The organism is Streptomyces sp. NPDC006372, from assembly GCF_040612515.1.
In the GTDB taxonomy this organism is placed as follows: Bacteria; Actinomycetota; Actinomycetes; order Streptomycetales; family Streptomycetaceae; genus Streptomyces.
Genome location: NZ_JBEXQJ010000003.1, coordinates 417,077 through 433,014, shown reverse-complemented (window position 1 = coordinate 433,014; position 15,938 = coordinate 417,077). Strand labels below are relative to the sequence as shown.

Below are 15,938 nucleotides of genomic sequence, written 5' to 3'. Positions count from 1 at the left end.
GTCAGGCTGTGTCCTCGCCGAGCGGTTGCGGGTTGGGGGAGATGCGGCGCGTTTCCTTGTCGCGTCCCGGCGGTGTCAGGAACAGCGCCACGCAGCCGGCGAAGAGCGAGATGGAGCCGGCCAGGATGAAGGCACCGGAGTGGCCCCAGGCGCCGACGACCACGGCGCCCATGCCCGCGCCCAGACCGGAGACGAGCTTGGCGCTGTAGACCATGCCGTAGTTGGAGGCGTTGTTGTTCTCGCCGAAGTAGTCCGCGGTGAGCGCCGCGAACATCGGGAAGATGGCGCCGCCGCCGAAGCCGGAGATCGCGGAGAAGATCAGGAACAGCGTCAGGTTCTTGCTCTCCGCCGACCAGAGGATGCCGTACTGGGCGAGGCCCAGGATGAGGCAGACGACGAGCAGGCACCGCTTGCGGCCGTAGAGGTCGGAGAGCCAGCCGATGACGCCGCGGCCGGTACCGTTGACGACCGCCTTCAAGGACATGGCCGTCGCCACGATGCCGCCCGCGAACCCGGCCTCCTCGCCGATGTCCACCTGGAAGGCGATACCGAAGATGTTCACGCCGGACGTGCACGCCAGACAGAACCACATCAGGGCCACCCGGCCGGTCTTCCAGGCCTCCTTGGGGGAGTACTGGCGGACCGCCGGCGGGTTCATCCGCAGCGAGCGGGCCGCGCGGGGGTCGTTCGGCGGGTTGAGCGGGTCGATCGAGGCGGGCCACCAGTTCTTCGGCGGGTCCTTGAAGAAGTAGCCGGAGCACGCCACGATCCCGGCCAGGAACACACCCACCGAGACCAGTACCCAGCGGAAGTTGGTGAGGTCCATGTAGCCGTTGAAGAGGAAGACGAAGGGCACCGAGCCGTAGGCGAAACCGCCGTTGACGAAGCCGGTCTTGCCGCCCTTGCGCTCCGGATACCACTTGCCGACCATGTTGACGCAGGTGGCGTACACCATGCCGGCGCCCATGCCGCTGAACATGCTGAAGCCGATGTACGCGAAGACCACGTGCGGCGCGAAGGCGAGGGACAGGTAGCCCAGCAGGGTGCCCGTCGCGCCGAGCATCATGGCCCAGCGGGCCGGCAGTTTTCCGCTCTCCCGCAGTTTGCCCGCGGGGAAGGCCACCGCGGCCTGGAAGAAGACCCAGACGGTCATCATCCAGAAGATGTGCATGCTGTTCCAGCTGTGCGCCGTGTGCAGGGTGTCCTCGGCGGACGCGAACGCGTACTCGGCGGAGGAGATGCCCATCATGCCGATCCAGGGCAGGATCACCATCCACTTGCGCTTGCGGCCCATGATGTCGATGTCGGTCTCACCTAGGCGGTAGACGCGACCGTTCGCGTCGGTGACCTCCCGGTAGGGAACCGTTGTGGGCAGATCGGTCGTTGTCATGTCGTGTCGCACCCCTTGCGTCGAAAGATCTGGCCAGCGCCCCCTGTCCCATGCCTTCCGTGCGCGTGCGGGTCCCGGGGCCGGCCGACGCGCACCGTCGGCCGGCCCCCGCTCCCTCACCTCATGAACCGCCCCCCAACAGCCCTGCCTCACGCGCCCAGCGGTACTTCGCGCCGAGCACGGCCACCGGCTTCTCCGTCGTGTAGGGGTACGCCACGACGCCTCGTTCGAAGAGGTACTGGCAGGCCTCCTCCACCTCCACGTCGCCCGCGAGGGACGCCACCACCGGCTTCTCGATCCCGCGCTCCCGGAACTCGGCCACCACGCGCGCGGTGAGCTCCGCGAAGACCATCGGCGGAGTGACGATGGTGTGCCAGTAGCCGAGGACCAGCGCGTGGATGCGCGGATCCTCCAGACCCAGCCGGATCGTCGCCTCGTACGTCGACGGCGGCTCGCCCCCGGTGATGTCCACCGGGTTGCCCGCGGCCCCGAACGGCGGGATGAACGCGCGGAACGCCTCGTCCAGGTCGGGCGGGATCTCCATCAGGGACAGGCCGTTGTCCGTCACCGCGTCGGAGAGCAGCACGCCACTGCCCCCGGCCCCGGTGATGATCACGACGTTGTCGCCCTTGGGTGCGGGAAGCACCGGCAACGCGCGCGCGTACTCCAGCATGTCGTTCAGCCCCGGCGCCCGGATGACCCCGGCCTGCCGCAGGATGTCGTCGTACACCGCGTCGTCGCCCGCGAGAGCCCCGGTGTGCGAACCGGCCGCCTTGGCGCCCGCCGCCGTACGGCCCGCCTTCAGCACCACCACCGGCTTCTTCGGCACCGTCGCCCGGGCCGCCTCCACGAAGGCACGCCCGTCCTTGAGGTCTTCCAGGTGCATCGCGATGCACTCCGTGTTGGGGTCCTCCCCGAACCAGGTCAGCAGGTCGTCCTCGTCCAGGTCCGACTTGTTGCCGAGCCCGACGATCGCCGACACACCCGTCTTGGTGGTCCGTGCGAAGCCCAGGATGGCCATCCCGATGCCGCCCGACTGCGAGGTCAGCGCCACCCCGCCCTTGACGTCGTACGGCGTGCAGAACGTGGCGCACAGGTCCTGCCAGGTCGAGTAGTAGCCGTAGATGTTCGGCCCCAGCAGCCGTACGCCGTGCCGCTCGGCGATCGTCACGATCTCCGCCTGGAGTTCGTGTTCGCCGGTCTCCGCGAAACCGGAGGGGATCAGCACGGCGTTCGGGATCTTCTTGCGTCCCACCTCCTCCAGTGCGGAGGCCACGAACTTGGCGGGGATCGCGAAGACCGCCACATCCACCTCACCGGGAACGTCCGTGACACTCTTGTACGCCTTGCGGCCCAGAATGTCATCGGCCTTGGGGTTCACCGGGTGGATGTCGCCCGCGAAGCCCCCGTCGACGAGGTTGCGCATCACGGAGTTGCCGATCTTGCCCTGTTCGTTGGACGCGCCGATGACGGCGACCGAGCGCGGCTGCATCAGCCGGCGCATCGACGCGAGGATCTCGTCCCTCGAGTACTTCCGGCGGGGCGTGGGCTGCGACTCGGCGAGGATCACCCGGATGTCGGCCGCTACGGCCCCCTCCGCCGTCGCGATCACCGGGTTGAGGTCCACCTCGGCGATCTCCGGGAAGTCCGCGACGAGTTCCGACACCCGGCGGATCTGCTCGGCCACGGCCCACCGGTCCACGCCCGCCTGGCCGCGCACCCCGCGCAGGATCTCCGCCGACCGGATCGAGTCCAGCATGGACAGCGCCTCGTCGGGCTTCACCGGGGCGAGCCGGAAGGTGACGTCCTTGAGGACCTCGACGAGCACTCCGCCGAGCCCGAAGGCGACCACCTTCCCGAACGTCGGGTCCGTGACCGCCCCGACGATGACCTCCTGCCCCTGCGGCAGCAGCTCCTGCACCTGCACACCCGAGATCCGGGCCTTCGCGTCGTAGGCGCGCGCGTTGTCGATGATGCGGTGGAACGCGGCCCGTACGTCCGCCGCTCCCTCGACCCCGACGACCACCCCGCCGGCGTCGGTCTTGTGCAGGATGTCCGGCGAGACGATCTTCATCACGACGGGACCGCCGAAGCGCGCCGCGAACGCCACGGCTTCCTCGACGTCGGTCGCCAGTTCCTCGCCCGGTACGGCGATCCCGTACGCGTCGGCGATCACCTTGCCCTCGGGCGCGGTCAGTGCGGTCCGGCCCTCGGACCGCACCGAGTCGAGGAGGGACCGCACCCGCAGCACCCGGTCTTCGGCCATCACGTCAGATCACCCCGTTCGACTTGAGCAGGCGCACTTCCTCGTCGCCGAGGCCGAGTTCGCCGACGTAGACCTCTTCGTTGTGCTCGCCGAGCAGGGGTGAACCGGTCACCTCCACGGGGGAGTCGGACAGCTTGAGCGGGCTGCCGACGGTCACGAACTCGCCCCGCTCGGGGTGGGGCACGGTGACGACCATCTCGTTGGCGACCAGCGAACGGTCCTCGATGATCTCCCGGGTGGACAGGATCGGCCCGCACGGGATGTTGTGGGCGTTGAGCCGCTCCAGCACCTCCCACTTGGGCAGTGTCGAGGACCACTCCTCGATCAGCTGGAACATCTTGTTCAGCTTGGGCAGCCGCGCCTCGGGCGTCGCCCACTCGGGGTCCTCGGCCAGCTCGGGCCGGCCGATGAGCTCGCTGATCGGCTGCCAGCCCACGGGCTGCACGATGACGTACACGTAGTCGTTCGGGCCCCCCGGCGCGCACTTGACCGCCCAGCCGGGCTGGCCGCCGCCGGACGCGTTCCCGGACCTGGGAACCTCGTCGCCGAAGTCCTCGTTGGGATATTCAGCGAGCGGCCCGTGTGCCAGGCGTTGCTGGTCCCGCAGCTTCACCCGGCACAGATTCAGTACGGCGTGCTGCATGGCCACGTTGACCCGCTGCCCGCGACCGGTGCGCTCCCGTTGGAAGAGCGCGGCGAGGATGCCCGCCACGGCGTGCACGCCCGTCCCCGAGTCCCCGATCTGGGCCCCCGTCGCCAGCGGCGGCCCGTCCTCGAAACCGGTGGTCGACATCGACCCGCCCATGGCCTGAGCGACGACCTCGTACGCCTTGAAGTTGGTGTACGGGCCCTCGCCGAACCCCTTGATGGAGGCATAGACGATCCGTGGATTGATCTCCTGGATGCGGTCCCAGGTGAAGCCCATCCGGTCCACCGCGCCCGGCCCGAAGTTCTCGACCATGACGTCCGAGCGCCGGATCAGCTCGGTGAGGATCTCCTTGCCGCGCTCGGTCTTGGTGTTGAGGGTGATGCTCCGCTTGTTGCAGTTGAGCATCGTGAAGTAGAGGGAGTCGACGTCCGGCAGATCACGCAGCTGCTTGCGCGTGATGTCACCGGTCGGAGCCTCCAGCTTGACGACATCCGCGCCGAGCCAGGCGAGCAGCTGGGTCGCGGAGGGCCCGGACTGGACGTGGGTCATGTCCAGGACGCGGATGCCGTCGAGGGCCTTGGTGGACGTAGCGGTCATCGGGCACCTCACTTGTACATGGTCTGGTTCATGGTTCCGGGGGCGTACGCGTCGGGGTCGACCCAGACGTTGATCAGGGACGGCTTGCCGGACTCGCGGGCGCGCCGCAGGGCCGGGCCGATGTCGGCGGGGTCGCGGACCTCCTCGCCGTGACCGCCGAGCATCCGGGCGAACTCGTCGTAGCGGACATCGCCGAGGGTGTTGCCGATCCGCTCGCGGTCCTTGCCGTACTTGGCGGCCTGGCCGTAGCGGATCTGGTTCATGGAGGAGTTGTTGCCGACGATGCCGACGAAGGGGAGGTCGTAGCGGACCAGAGTCTCGAAGTCCCAGCCGGTGAGGGAGAACGCGCCGTCGCCGAAGAGGGCGACGACCTCCTTGTCGGGCCGCGCCTGCTTGGCCGCGAGCACGAAGGGGACACCGACGCCGAGCGTGCCCAGCGGGCCCGGGTCCATCCAGTGCCCGGGCGACTTGGGCTGCACGACCTGCCCGGAGAAGGTGACGATGTCGCCGCCGTCGCCGATGTAGATCGAGTCCTCGGTGAGGAAGTCGTTGATCTCGCTGACCAGGCGGTAGGGGTGGATGGGCGAGGCGTCGGACCTGAGCTGCGGCAGCCGCTTCTCCAGGGCGGTCTGCTCGGCCGCGCGCAGCTCGTCCAGCCACTCCTTGCGCTTCGACGCACCGCCGTTGAGGCGTCCGGAGGCCGCCTCGGTCACGGCCTTCAGCACCAGCCCGGCGTCGCCCACGATGCCGAGGTCGATGTCGCGGTTCTTGCCGACCGTGCGGTAGTCGAGGTCGATCTGCACGACGGTCGCGTCCGCCGACAGCCGCTTGCCGTAGCCCATGCGGAAGTCGAAGGGCGTCCCGACGATGACGATGACGTCGGCGCCCGAGAAGGCGTACCGCCGGGAGAGCTGGAAGTGGTGCGGGTCGCCCGGCGGGAGGGTGCCGCGGCCGGCGCCGTTCATGTACGCCGGGATGTTCAGCGTACGCACCAGTTCGACGGCCGCCTCGGTGCCCCGGGTCGTCCAGACCTGGCTGCCCAGCAGGATGGCCGGTTTCTCGGCGTGCACCAGCAGGTCCGCGAGCCTCTCGATGGCCTCGGGGTCGCCGGCCGAGCGGGTCGAGGCGCGGTAGGCGCCCGACTGCGGCACGCGTGCCTTGGCCGCGGGCACCTTGGCGTCCAGCACGTCGCGCGGGATCTCCAGGAAGGAGGGGCCGGGCGCGCCGTGGTAGCACTCGCGGAACGCCATGGACACCATGTCCGCCGCGCGCGCCGTGTCGGGCACGGTCGCCGCGAACTTGGTGATGGGGTTCATCATGTCGACGTGCGGCAGGTCCTGGAGGGACCCCATCTTGTGCTGGGTGAGGGCCCCCTGACCACCGATCAGCAGCATCGGCGACTCGGCGCGGAAGGCGTTGGCGACACCGGTGACCGCGTCGGTCGTCCCCGGGCCGGCGGTGACCACGGCGCACCCCGGTTTGCCGGTGATGCGGGCGTAGCCGTCGGCGGCGTGGGCGGCGACCTGTTCGTGGCGTACGTCGACGACCTCGATGCCCTCGTCGACGCAGCCGTCGTAGATGTCGATGATGTGGCCGCCGCACAGCGTGTAGATGCGGTCGACCCCCTCGGCCTTCAGTGCCTTGGCTACGAGATGACCACCGGAAATTACGTCCTGGGTGTCGTCGGGCATGGCGAAGTCCTGTCCCTTCGTCGGGGGTTGGAACGACTCGCAGTACATTGCATACAGTCGACGGATACTGTATGAAGCTTGTTATCCCGCATCCGGTGGGTGGTGTCCAGGGGGCGTGCGGCACTTTTAGACAGGAGCCGAAATGGACCTGTACGAACACCAGGCAAGGGAACTCTTCGAGGAACACGGCATCTTGGTGCCGCGGGCCGAGGTGACGGGCTCACCCAAGGAGGCCCGTGAGATCGCACGCCGGCTCGGCGGCCGTGTCGTGGTCAAGGCGCAGGTGAAGACCGGTGGCCGGGGCAAGGCGGGCGGGGTGAGACTCGCCGCGGACCCGGCCGCCGCCGAGCTCACCGCCCGTCAGATCCTCGGCATGGACATCAAGGGTCACACCGTCGGCAAGGTGATGCTGGCCCAACCGGTGGACATCGAGGCCGAGTTCTATGTGTCCTACGTGCTCGACCGCGCGGCCGGACGCTTCCTCGCGATCGCCTCCGCGGAAGGCGGCATGGAGATCGAGGAGGTCGCCGCGAGCCGGCCCGAGGCCGTGGCCCGCGCCCTGGTCGACCCCGCCCAGGGCGTCACCTCCGCGAAGGCCGGCGAGATAGCCGAGGCGGCCGGACTGCCGCCGCAGACCGTCGACGTCCTCGTACGGCTCTGGGAGGTCCTGGTCCGCGAGGACGCCCTCCTCGTCGAGGTGAATCCGCTCGTCCGCACCGGACAGGGGCAGATCCTCGCCCTCGACGGCAAGGTGACGCTCGACGACAACGCCCGTTTCCGCCAGGCACGTTGGGGCGCGGACGACACGGAGCACGACGACGATCTGGAGGCGGCGGCCGCCGCCAAGGGCCTCAACTACGTCAAGCTCGACGGCGAGGTCGGCATCATCGGCAACGGCGCCGGCCTCGTCATGTCGACCCTCGACGTGGTCGCCGGCTGCGGTGCGCGCCCCGCCAACTTCCTCGACATCGGCGGCGGAGCGAGCGCCCGGATCATGGCCGACGGACTGTCGGTCATCCTCTCCGACCCGGCCGTGAAGTCCGTCTTCGTGAACGTCTTCGGCGGCATCACCGCCTGCGACGCCGTCGCCGACGGCATTGTCCAGGCCCTGGACACCGTCCGCCTCACCAAGCCGCTCGTGGTCCGCCTCGACGGCAACAACGCGCCCCGGGGCCGCGCCATCCTCGACGAGCACGCGCACCCGCTCGTCGAGCAGGTCACCACGATGGACGGCGCCGCCCGCCGTGCCGCCGAACTCGCCACCACAGCCTGAGGAGACGGAACACCATGGCCATCTACCTCACCAAGGAGAGCAAGGTCCTCGTCCAGGGCATGACCGGCGGCGAGGGCATGAAGCACACCCGGCGCATGCTCGCGGCCGGCACGAACGTCGTCGGCGGCGTCAACCCGCGCAAGGCCGGCCGCACCGTCGACTTCGACGACCGGGCCGTCCCCGTCTTCGGCACGGTCGCCGACGGGATGCGCGCGACCGGAGCGGACGTCAGCGTCGTCTTCGTCCCGCCCGCCTTCGCCAAGGCGGCCGTCCTCGAAGCCGCCGACGCCGGCATCGGCCTCGCGGTCGTCATCACCGAGGGCATCCCCGTCCACGACTCCGTCGCCTTCACCGCCTACGCCCAGCAGAAGGGCACGCGCGTGGTGGGCCCCAACTGCCCCGGCCTCATCACGCCCGGACAGTCCAACGCGGGCATCATCCCGGCCGACATCACCAAACCTGGCCGGATCGGCCTGGTCTCCAAGTCGGGCACACTGACGTACCAGCTCATGTACGAGCTGCGCGACATCGGATTCTCGACCTGCGTCGGCATCGGCGGCGACCCGGTCGTCGGCACCAGCCACATCGACTGCCTCGCCGCCTTCCAGGACGACCCCGACACCGAACTGATCGTCCTCATCGGCGAGATCGGCGGCGACGCGGAGGAACGCGCGGCGGCCTACGTCCGCGAGCACGTCACCAAGCCCGTCGTCGGCTACATCGCCGGGTTCACCGCACCCGAGGGCAAGACCATGGGGCACGCGGGCGCGATCGTGTCCGGCTCGTCCGGCACGGCACAGGCGAAGAAGGAGGCGCTGGAGGCCGCCGGGGTGAGTGTGGGCAGCACACCGACCGAGACGGCGCAGCTGGTGCTCGCGCGTCTCGAAGGCCGGTAGCGGGCCACCGCGTTCCGAGGCCGACAGCGGGCCACCGCGCTCCCAGGCCGACAGCAGGCCATCACGGCTGATTCCCCGCCCCCGACTGTGCACCGAGAGCGGAGCAACCCCATGGCACCCACCCTCACCCTCAAAACCGGCACCTCCTGGCCCGACGCGTGGCAGCGCTGCCTCGCCGTCGCCCCGGAGGCCTTCCGCGACGACCGGGTCCTCAACCTCTGGAACTCCGCCTGGCGGGCGGACGGCCGGGTCCTGCCCGCCGTAAGCCCCGTCGACGGAAGCCCGGTCGCCGGCCCGCCGCGCCTGGACACAACCACCGCCCACCAGGCCGTGCGCGCCGCCCTCGACCAGCACCGCGCCTGGCGGCACGTCCCGCTCGAGGAGCGCCGGGCCCGGGTCGCGGCCACCCTCGACGCCCTCACCGAACACCGCCGGCTGCTCGCGCTCCTGCTCGTCTGGGAGATCGGCAAGCCCTGGAGGCTCGCCCAGGCCGACGTCGACCGGGCCGTCGACGGGGTCCGCTGGTACGTCGACGGCATCGAACCGATGCTCACCGACCGGGCCCCACTGGACGGCCCGGTGTCCAACATCGCCAGCTGGAACTACCCGATGAGCGTGCTCGTTCACGCAGTGCTGGTGCAGGCACTGGCAGGCAACGCGGTCATCGCCAAGACCCCGACCGACGGCGGTGTCGCCTGCCTGACCCTGGCCTGTGCGCTCGCCGCCCGCGAGGGAATACCCGTGACCCTCGTCAGCGGCAGCGGGGGCGAGCTGTCCCAGGCGCTGGTGCGGGCGCCCGAGATCGGCTGCGTCTCCTTCGTCGGCGGCCGCGACACCGGCGCCGCGGTGGCCACGGCCGTCGCCGACCTCGGCAAACGGCATGTACTCGAACAGGAGGGACTCAACACCTGGGGCATCTGGAACTACTCGGACTGGGACGCGCTCACGGCGGTGATCCCCAAGCTCTTCGACTACGGCAAGCAGCGCTGTACGGCGTACCCGCGCTTCGTCGTCCAGCGGCAGCTGTTCGACGCGTTCCTGGCGGCGTACCTCCCGGCGGTACGCACACTGAGGGTCGGTCACCCGCTCGCCGTGGCGAAACCCGACGAACCGTACCCCGAGCTGGACTTCGGGCCGGTGATCAACGCTGCCAAGGCGAAGGAACTCCAGGACCAGGTCGCTGAGGCGATCGAGCGCGGTGCCGTACCGCTGCACCGCGGCGATCCGTCCGGGGCGCGCTTCCTGCCCGGCCAGGACACCTCCGCCTACGTCCAGCCGGTCACGCTCCTCAACCCGCCCTCGTCCTCTCCACTGCACCACGCGGAGCCGTTCGGCCCCGTCGACACGATCGTCCTGGTGGACACGGAGGCGGAGCTGCTGGCCGCGATGAACGCCTCGAACGGCGCGCTGGTGGCCACGCTGTCCACGGACGACCGGGCGACCTACGCGCGGCTCGCACCGCAGATCCGCGCGTTCAAGGTCGGCGACGGCCGCCCTCGTTCCCGCGGTGACCGCGACGAGCTGTTCGGCGGGCTCGGGGCGTCCTGGCGCGGCGCGTTCGTCGGCGGTGAGCTGCTGGTGCGCGCGGTGACGCGGGGACCGGCGGGGGAGCGGCTGCCGGGGAACTTCCCGGAGTACCAGCTCCTGCCGTGAGGAGGCTCGTGCCACCGAGGGGGCGGGCTCGTGCCGCATGGCGGTGGGCAAGCGCCAGGAACGGGGCGGGGCCGTGAGGAGCGGCGGCTGCATCTCGCGCCGGGGCGCCTCGTGCTACCCGGCGCGGGACGTCGTCCCGGCGTGCGTCAGCTGATGCCCTGACGGTCCGGGCGCAGGGCGAATGCGCGGTCCGACGGGGGCGCGGTGGTCTCGTCGACCGCCTGCCGAAGCAGCTCGCGATGGCGCACCAGCGGCTCGCGTCGCTCCGGTGGGGCGAGCCGCAGCAGGTCGTCCAGCCCGGCGAGCATGCGCCGGGAGACCTGCGGGCTCCCGACGGCGTTGCCCCGTACCTCCGTGAAACCGAGATCCACCAGCTCGGTCCACCCCGGCACGGGCTGCACCAGCCGTACCGCACCACCGCGGTCCCGGTGCAGCACGGCGTCCAGCGGGCGCCGGCTCAGCGAGGCCAGGAACTGGATGACGCGGTCCAGCGCCTGGACGGCGGTCGTCGGATCGTTGACAGCCGGTGACAGGGCGCGCAGCGCGATGTCGGACAACTGCCGCAGCCCGAAGCCGAGATCCTGGTGGTAGGTCCGCTCCACCCCCACCGAGACCGAGTGACGCAGCGTCCTGCGGGGCGGGGCCGGGCCGCCGTGGACCGTCAGCACGGGCGTACCGGGTACCACGAAGTCCCCGATGCGCGGGACCAGCCGCAGCACGACCCCGTGTTTGCGCGCCACCCGCACCAACCGCGCGATGTGCACGTCCCGCAGCACCCCCGCCCGGCCCTCGTGCGGCACCCACGCGGTCGGGGAGTCGAGGCGAAGGACGTCCTCCCCGCCCACCGGTACCGGCACCGGCATGGACGCGGCCACCGCGAAGGACTCCGTGGCGATCCGCGCGATCACATGGCTGATCCGCATCAGCCGCAGGGTGGTGTTCACGTACAGCACGAAGAGGAACAGGCTCAGCGCGACCATGCAGAGCGTGAGGACCGACTGCACCAGGGGCACCGACGTGACGGTACGAGGGTCGTCGGTGCTGTCGAACGCGGTCAGCACCAGCAGGGTCAGCACGAAGGTCGCCAGGAAGACCGCGAAGGTCGCCTTGGTGATCCGGCTCCGCACGAAGAGCCGCACCACGCGCGGCGTGAACTGCCCGCTCGCCATCTGCACCGCCACCAGCGAGATGCTGAAGACCACCCCGATGAAGGTCATCATCGCCGAGCCGACCGCGCTCACCACGGCCTTCGCGTCCTCCGCGAACCGCAGCAACTCGCCGAGCGTGTCGTAGTCGCCGTCCTCCTTGAGCGAGTCGACGATGACCGTGTCGATCGCCTGCGCCCCCACCCACACCACGAAGACGATCAGCATCGCGGCGAACGGGGCGAACCAGAACGTGTCCCGCAGATGCTCCCTGAGCGGTGACAGCGCACGCGGGCGTCGACCGGGAGACGAGGTCTGCGTAACCATCCAGTTACTCATGGTGCGACCCTAGGCGCAACGGCGCGCAAGGTCCCGGACCGCCGCCATGCGGAAGGAAACGCAGGTGAAAGGCACTCCGAAACCTTGGTATGGTTGTCCATGTCGCCGCCGGGGGCAGCCCTGGCAAGGCGGCGGACACCTCGTCCGGGTGGCGGAATGGCAGACGCGCTAGCTTGAGGTGCTAGTGCCCTTTATCGGGCGTGGGGGTTCAAGTCCCCCCTCGGACACAGACCAGCTCGGGCGGGTCGGGAAGCATCCCGGCCCGCCCGAGCTGTTTGCCTGCCTGCTCGCCGAAGCGGCTTCTCACTCCCGGTAACCCCGCAGCTTGCGGTACAAGGTCGCCCGGCCGATGCCGAGTGCCGCCGCCGCGCGTGCCTTGTTGCCGCCGTGGCGGTGCAGGGCCTCCAGGATCGTGGCGCGTTCGGCGTGCTCCATCGGGCTGAGGGGCCGCGCGGCCGGGCCTTCCCGCACGGCGTCCGGCAGCTCCGCCCGGCGGACCGGCCCCGATGCCCTCCGGTGCTCCGCCAGGGCCCGGACGACATGCGCCAGCTCGGTGACGTTGCCGGGCCACGCGTAGCGCTCGAGCGCTCGCAGGGCGTCCAGGGTCCAGGTCAGTGGCGGTCGCCCGGGCGCCGGGCGGGGCGTCAGGGCCGGGAGCAGCTCCCGTATGTCCTCGGTGCGTTCGCGGAGCGGGGGCAGGATCACCGAGCGGGCGGACAGTATGTCCAGCAGCCGCTGGAGACAGGGGCCCACCGGCGCGCCGGGCGTGTAGGTGACCAGCAGCCGGGCGTCCGGGCGGGTGTCGAGCAGGGAGTTGAGCGCAGCCACGCCGGGCTGGGCGAGGCGCTCGGCGTGCCGGAGCAGGAGCGGGCGATCGGCCCCCCAGGCCGGCAGGGTCCGGTCGAGCCCGGCGTCCTGCGCCGCGTCGACGGCATGGACCGCCGCCGAGCCGAGCAGTTCCCGGGCCAGCGCGGACTTGCCCGTGCCCCTCTCACCTGTCAGCAGAACCGGCTCCGGGGACCGCATCAGCTCCACCGCACGCGCGACGGTGTGCCGCCACGGGACCGAGGAGCCGGTGAGGGCGACGGCCGGGCGCGGCGAGGCCGGCGGCGTGGGGTCGCCGACCGGTTCCAGGACGGCGACGATCCCGGTGACCGTGCCGTCGTCCAGACGCACGGGGGTGACCCGCGCGGCGCACCCCGAGCCGTCGGGCAGCTCGGCCTCAGCCCGTACCTCCGCGTGCCGCGCGCTCACCGCCGTACGTTCCAGGGCCTCCAGCACCTCGGGTGTCAGCATCCGCTGCGCCCCCTCGCTGATCAGGCGATTGCGACCGTCCAGGGCGATCACCGCCCGGTCGGGCCCGCGCGCGGCACCGTCCGCCTCGCGGCCGGCGCCGGCCGGTCCGGCAGGTACGGCCCCGCGCAGATAGGCGTCCAGCAGGACCCGTTCCGCCCGCCCCGCCCGCGCCCGCAACTCCGTCTCGACCGCCGCGGCGGCGGCCTCCGCGAGGGCCGCCTGCGGATGGGGTGCACGCGCGGCGAGCCGCGACGCGACGGTCACCGTGCCGAGCACCTGTCCGCTCTCCGGCCCGAGCACCGGGACACTCACGGCGGACACCTCCTGCCAGCGGTCGAGGAAGTGCTCGGGCCCGTGCACCTCGGCCCGGCGCCGGGTGCGCAGGGCGAGGGCCGCGCTGTTGTTTCCGACCTCCTGCTCCGCGAGGACGGAGCACGCGTCGAGCCCGGGCATGCTCCCCGCGGTCCACAGCACGCGCAGTCGCTCGTCGGTCAGCAGGAGGAGCGACCGGTCCGCGCCCAGCGCGGGGACGATCCTCTCGAGCACCGGCCGGGCGGCAATGAGCAGCGCCGACTCCGGTGGCCGGACAGGAGCGGCGGCCGGTTCCGGCAGGTCGTGCGGCACTCCGAAGAACCGCGCCCGCCGCCACGCCGCGACGACCTCCTCGGGAACGCCGCCGGGCAGCGGACGCCCCGACAGGAACCGCTCGCGGGCTATACGCAGCGAGGGCCGGGCGGTGGCAGCGGGGGAGGGCTCTGTGGTGGTCACGGCATGCACACCGTAGCGGGTTCGGTTGAACAGCCAACATCTGCTGCTCCCGGCGGCGGAACATCGGCCTCGGTGAGAGGTGTCTCGTAATGAGACACCCGCGGCGTGCCCGGCCGTCACATGATCATGAACGCTCTACGTCAACCCTGACATCAGCCCCGACTTCTCCCGCAGGAGCACCCCCGTGTCCACCGTCGTCGAGACCGACGTCCTGATCGTGGGCAGCGGCCCCGCCGGTGCCTCGGCCGCGCTCGCCCTGAGCACCTACGGCGTGCCCAACCTCGTGGTGACCCGCTACGCCGGCCTCGCGGACACGCCCCGCGCGCACATCACCAACCAGCGCACCATGGAGGTGCTGCGCGACCTCGGCGTGGAACAGGACGTCGTCGCGCAGGCCACCCCGCAGCACCTGATGGGCAACACGACGTTCTGCACCAGCCTGGCGGGCGAGGAACTCGGCCGGGTGCGCTCCTGGGGCAACGACCCGCTGGTCCAGGCCGCACACGAACTCGCCAGCCCCACACGCATGTGCGACATGCCGCAGCACCTCATGGAGCCGGTCCTCGTGAACGCGGCCGTGGCCCGCGGCACCCGGCTGCGCTTCGAGACCGAGTACCTGTCGCACCACCAGGACGCCGACGGTGTCACGGCCACCGTCCGGGACCGGCTGCGCGGGGACACGTACGAGATCCGCGCCAAGTACCTGATCGGCGCCGACGGCGGACGTTCCAAGGTCGCCGCGGACGCCGGGCTGCCGATGGGCGGCCAGATGGGCGTGGCCGGCAGCATCAACATCGTCTTCGAGGCGGACCTCACCCGGTACACCGCCCACCGCCCCTCCACCCTGTACTGGGTCCTCGCACCCGGCGCGACCGTCGGCGGCATCGGCGCGGGCCTGGTGCGCTGTGTCCGACCCTGGACCGAGTGGCTGATCGTGTGGGGCTACGACGTCACCGCGGGCGCCCCCGACCTCACCACCGAGTACGCCGAGGAGATCGTCCGGGGGCTCGTCGGGGACGACGAGATCCCGGTGACCGTGAAGTCGTCCTCGGCGTGGACCGTCAACGAGATGTACGCCGAGCGGTACGCCGACGGCCGTGTCTTCTGCGCCGGCGACGCCGTGCACCGCCACCCGCCGTCCAACGGCCTCGGCTCCAACACCTCCATCCAGGACGCCTACAACCTGGCCTGGAAGCTCAAACTGGTCCTCGACGGCACCGCCCACCCCAGGCTGCTCGACAGCTACACCGCCGAACGCGCGCCCATCGGCCGGCAGATCGTCACCCGCGCCAACCAGTCCATCCGCGAGACAGCCCCGGTCTTCGAAGCGCTCGACGGGCTCTCCCCGCAGACCCCCGAGCAGCTGTGGGCCAACATCGCCGCCCGGAAGGACACCGGCGAGGCCGCCGAGAAGCAGCGCGCCGCGCTGCGCGAGGCGATCGCCTTCAAGGTGTACGAGTTCAACGCCCACGGCGTCGACCTCAACCAGCGCTATCCGGCCGAGAGCTCTGCCGCGATCGTCCCGGACGGCACGCCCGACCCCGGCTTCGCCCGCGACCCCGAGCTGCACCACCAGCCGTCCTCCCGCCCCGGCGCCCGGCTCCCGCACGCCTGGATCACCTCCGGCACCCGCACGCTCTCCACCCTCGACACTGTCGGCCGGGGCCGTTTCACCCTGCTGACCGGCATCGGGGGAGAGGCCTGGGTACGGGCGGCCGAGGCCCAGGACCTGGAGATCGCCACCGTCGTGATCGGCCCGGGACAGGAGTACGAGGACCCGTACGGGGACTGGGCGCGGCTGAGCGAGATCTCCGACACGGGCGCCCTGCTCGTCCGCCCCGACGGCTTCGTCGCCTTCCGGCACGCCGGCGCCGCCCCGGACGCCGGAGCACTGCTCGCCGACGCGCTCCGGCGGATCCTCGGACATGCCTGAGCGCGCCATCATGGAACGGGAAACGGAAGCAGCGGACGTCGA

10 protein-coding genes and 1 tRNA gene are annotated in these 15,938 nt (G+C 71.0%); 5 read left to right on the top strand and 6 right to left on the bottom strand.

Features of this window, described 5'->3' with window-relative positions:
- Position 1: 1 nt before the first annotated feature.
- The 4 genes from ABZ016_RS09040 to ABZ016_RS09025 form a co-directional block, all read right to left on the bottom strand.
- Positions 2-1,390, bottom strand: a complete 1,389-nt coding sequence (locus ABZ016_RS09040; protein WP_356915868.1) for an OFA family MFS transporter — start codon at positions 1,388-1,390, stop codon at positions 2-4.
- A gap of 121 nt (positions 1,391-1,511) precedes the next feature.
- On the bottom strand, positions 1,512-3,656 hold the full coding sequence (locus ABZ016_RS09035) for an acetate--CoA ligase family protein (RefSeq protein WP_356915950.1): 2,145 nt from the start codon (positions 3,654-3,656) through the stop codon (positions 1,512-1,514).
- A gap of 4 nt (positions 3,657-3,660) precedes the next feature.
- Positions 3,661-4,902 carry a formyl-CoA transferase gene (frc, locus tag ABZ016_RS09030; RefSeq protein WP_356915867.1) on the bottom strand — a complete coding sequence of 414 codons (1,242 nt, stop codon included), beginning with the start codon at positions 4,900-4,902 and terminating at the stop codon, positions 3,661-3,663.
- An 8-nt stretch (positions 4,903-4,910) separates the two neighbouring features.
- A complete protein-coding gene (locus ABZ016_RS09025) occupies positions 4,911-6,593 on the bottom strand; it encodes a thiamine pyrophosphate-binding protein (protein WP_356915866.1) in 1,683 nt (560 codons plus the stop codon).
- Positions 6,594-6,735: 142 nt separating this feature from the next.
- On the opposite strand from ABZ016_RS09025, the gene sucC reads away from it, so the two are divergent.
- The 3 genes from sucC (at position 6,736) to ABZ016_RS09010 (ending at position 10,415) form a co-directional block, all read left to right on the top strand.
- Positions 6,736-7,866 carry an ADP-forming succinate--CoA ligase subunit beta gene (gene sucC, locus ABZ016_RS09020; protein WP_356915865.1) on the top strand — a complete coding sequence of 377 codons (1,131 nt, stop codon included), beginning with the start codon at positions 6,736-6,738 and terminating at the stop codon, positions 7,864-7,866.
- Positions 7,867-7,880: 14 nt separating this feature from the next.
- On the top strand, positions 7,881-8,762 hold the full coding sequence (gene sucD / locus ABZ016_RS09015) for a succinate--CoA ligase subunit alpha (RefSeq protein WP_356915864.1): 882 nt from the start codon (positions 7,881-7,883) through the stop codon (positions 8,760-8,762).
- Positions 8,763-8,873: 111 nt separating this feature from the next.
- Positions 8,874-10,415, top strand: a complete 1,542-nt coding sequence (locus ABZ016_RS09010; RefSeq protein WP_356915863.1) for an aldehyde dehydrogenase family protein — start codon at positions 8,874-8,876, stop codon at positions 10,413-10,415.
- A 146-nt stretch (positions 10,416-10,561) separates the two neighbouring features.
- Here the strand turns inward: ABZ016_RS09010 and ABZ016_RS09005 are convergent, their stop codons facing one another.
- The gene (locus tag ABZ016_RS09005; RefSeq protein WP_356915862.1) at positions 10,562-11,899 is read right to left on the bottom strand and encodes a DUF2254 domain-containing protein; all 1,338 of its coding nucleotides are present in this window, start codon (positions 11,897-11,899) and stop codon (positions 10,562-10,564) included.
- Positions 11,900-12,041: 142 nt separating this feature from the next.
- Here ABZ016_RS09005 and ABZ016_RS09000 point away from each other — a divergent pair.
- Positions 12,042-12,126: transfer RNA gene (locus ABZ016_RS09000), tRNA-Leu, on the top strand.
- A gap of 76 nt (positions 12,127-12,202) precedes the next feature.
- On the opposite strand, the gene ABZ016_RS08995 is transcribed toward ABZ016_RS09000, so the two are convergent.
- Positions 12,203-13,963, bottom strand: coding sequence for a helix-turn-helix domain-containing protein (locus tag ABZ016_RS08995; protein WP_356915861.1), 1,761 nt, complete (start codon positions 13,961-13,963; stop codon positions 12,203-12,205).
- A 184-nt stretch (positions 13,964-14,147) separates the two neighbouring features.
- On the opposite strand from ABZ016_RS08995, the gene ABZ016_RS08990 reads away from it, so the two are divergent.
- Complete coding sequence (locus ABZ016_RS08990) at positions 14,148-15,896, top strand: FAD-dependent monooxygenase (RefSeq protein ID WP_356915860.1); 1,749 nt, start codon at positions 14,148-14,150, stop codon at positions 15,894-15,896.
- Positions 15,897-15,938 lie beyond the last annotated feature (42 nt).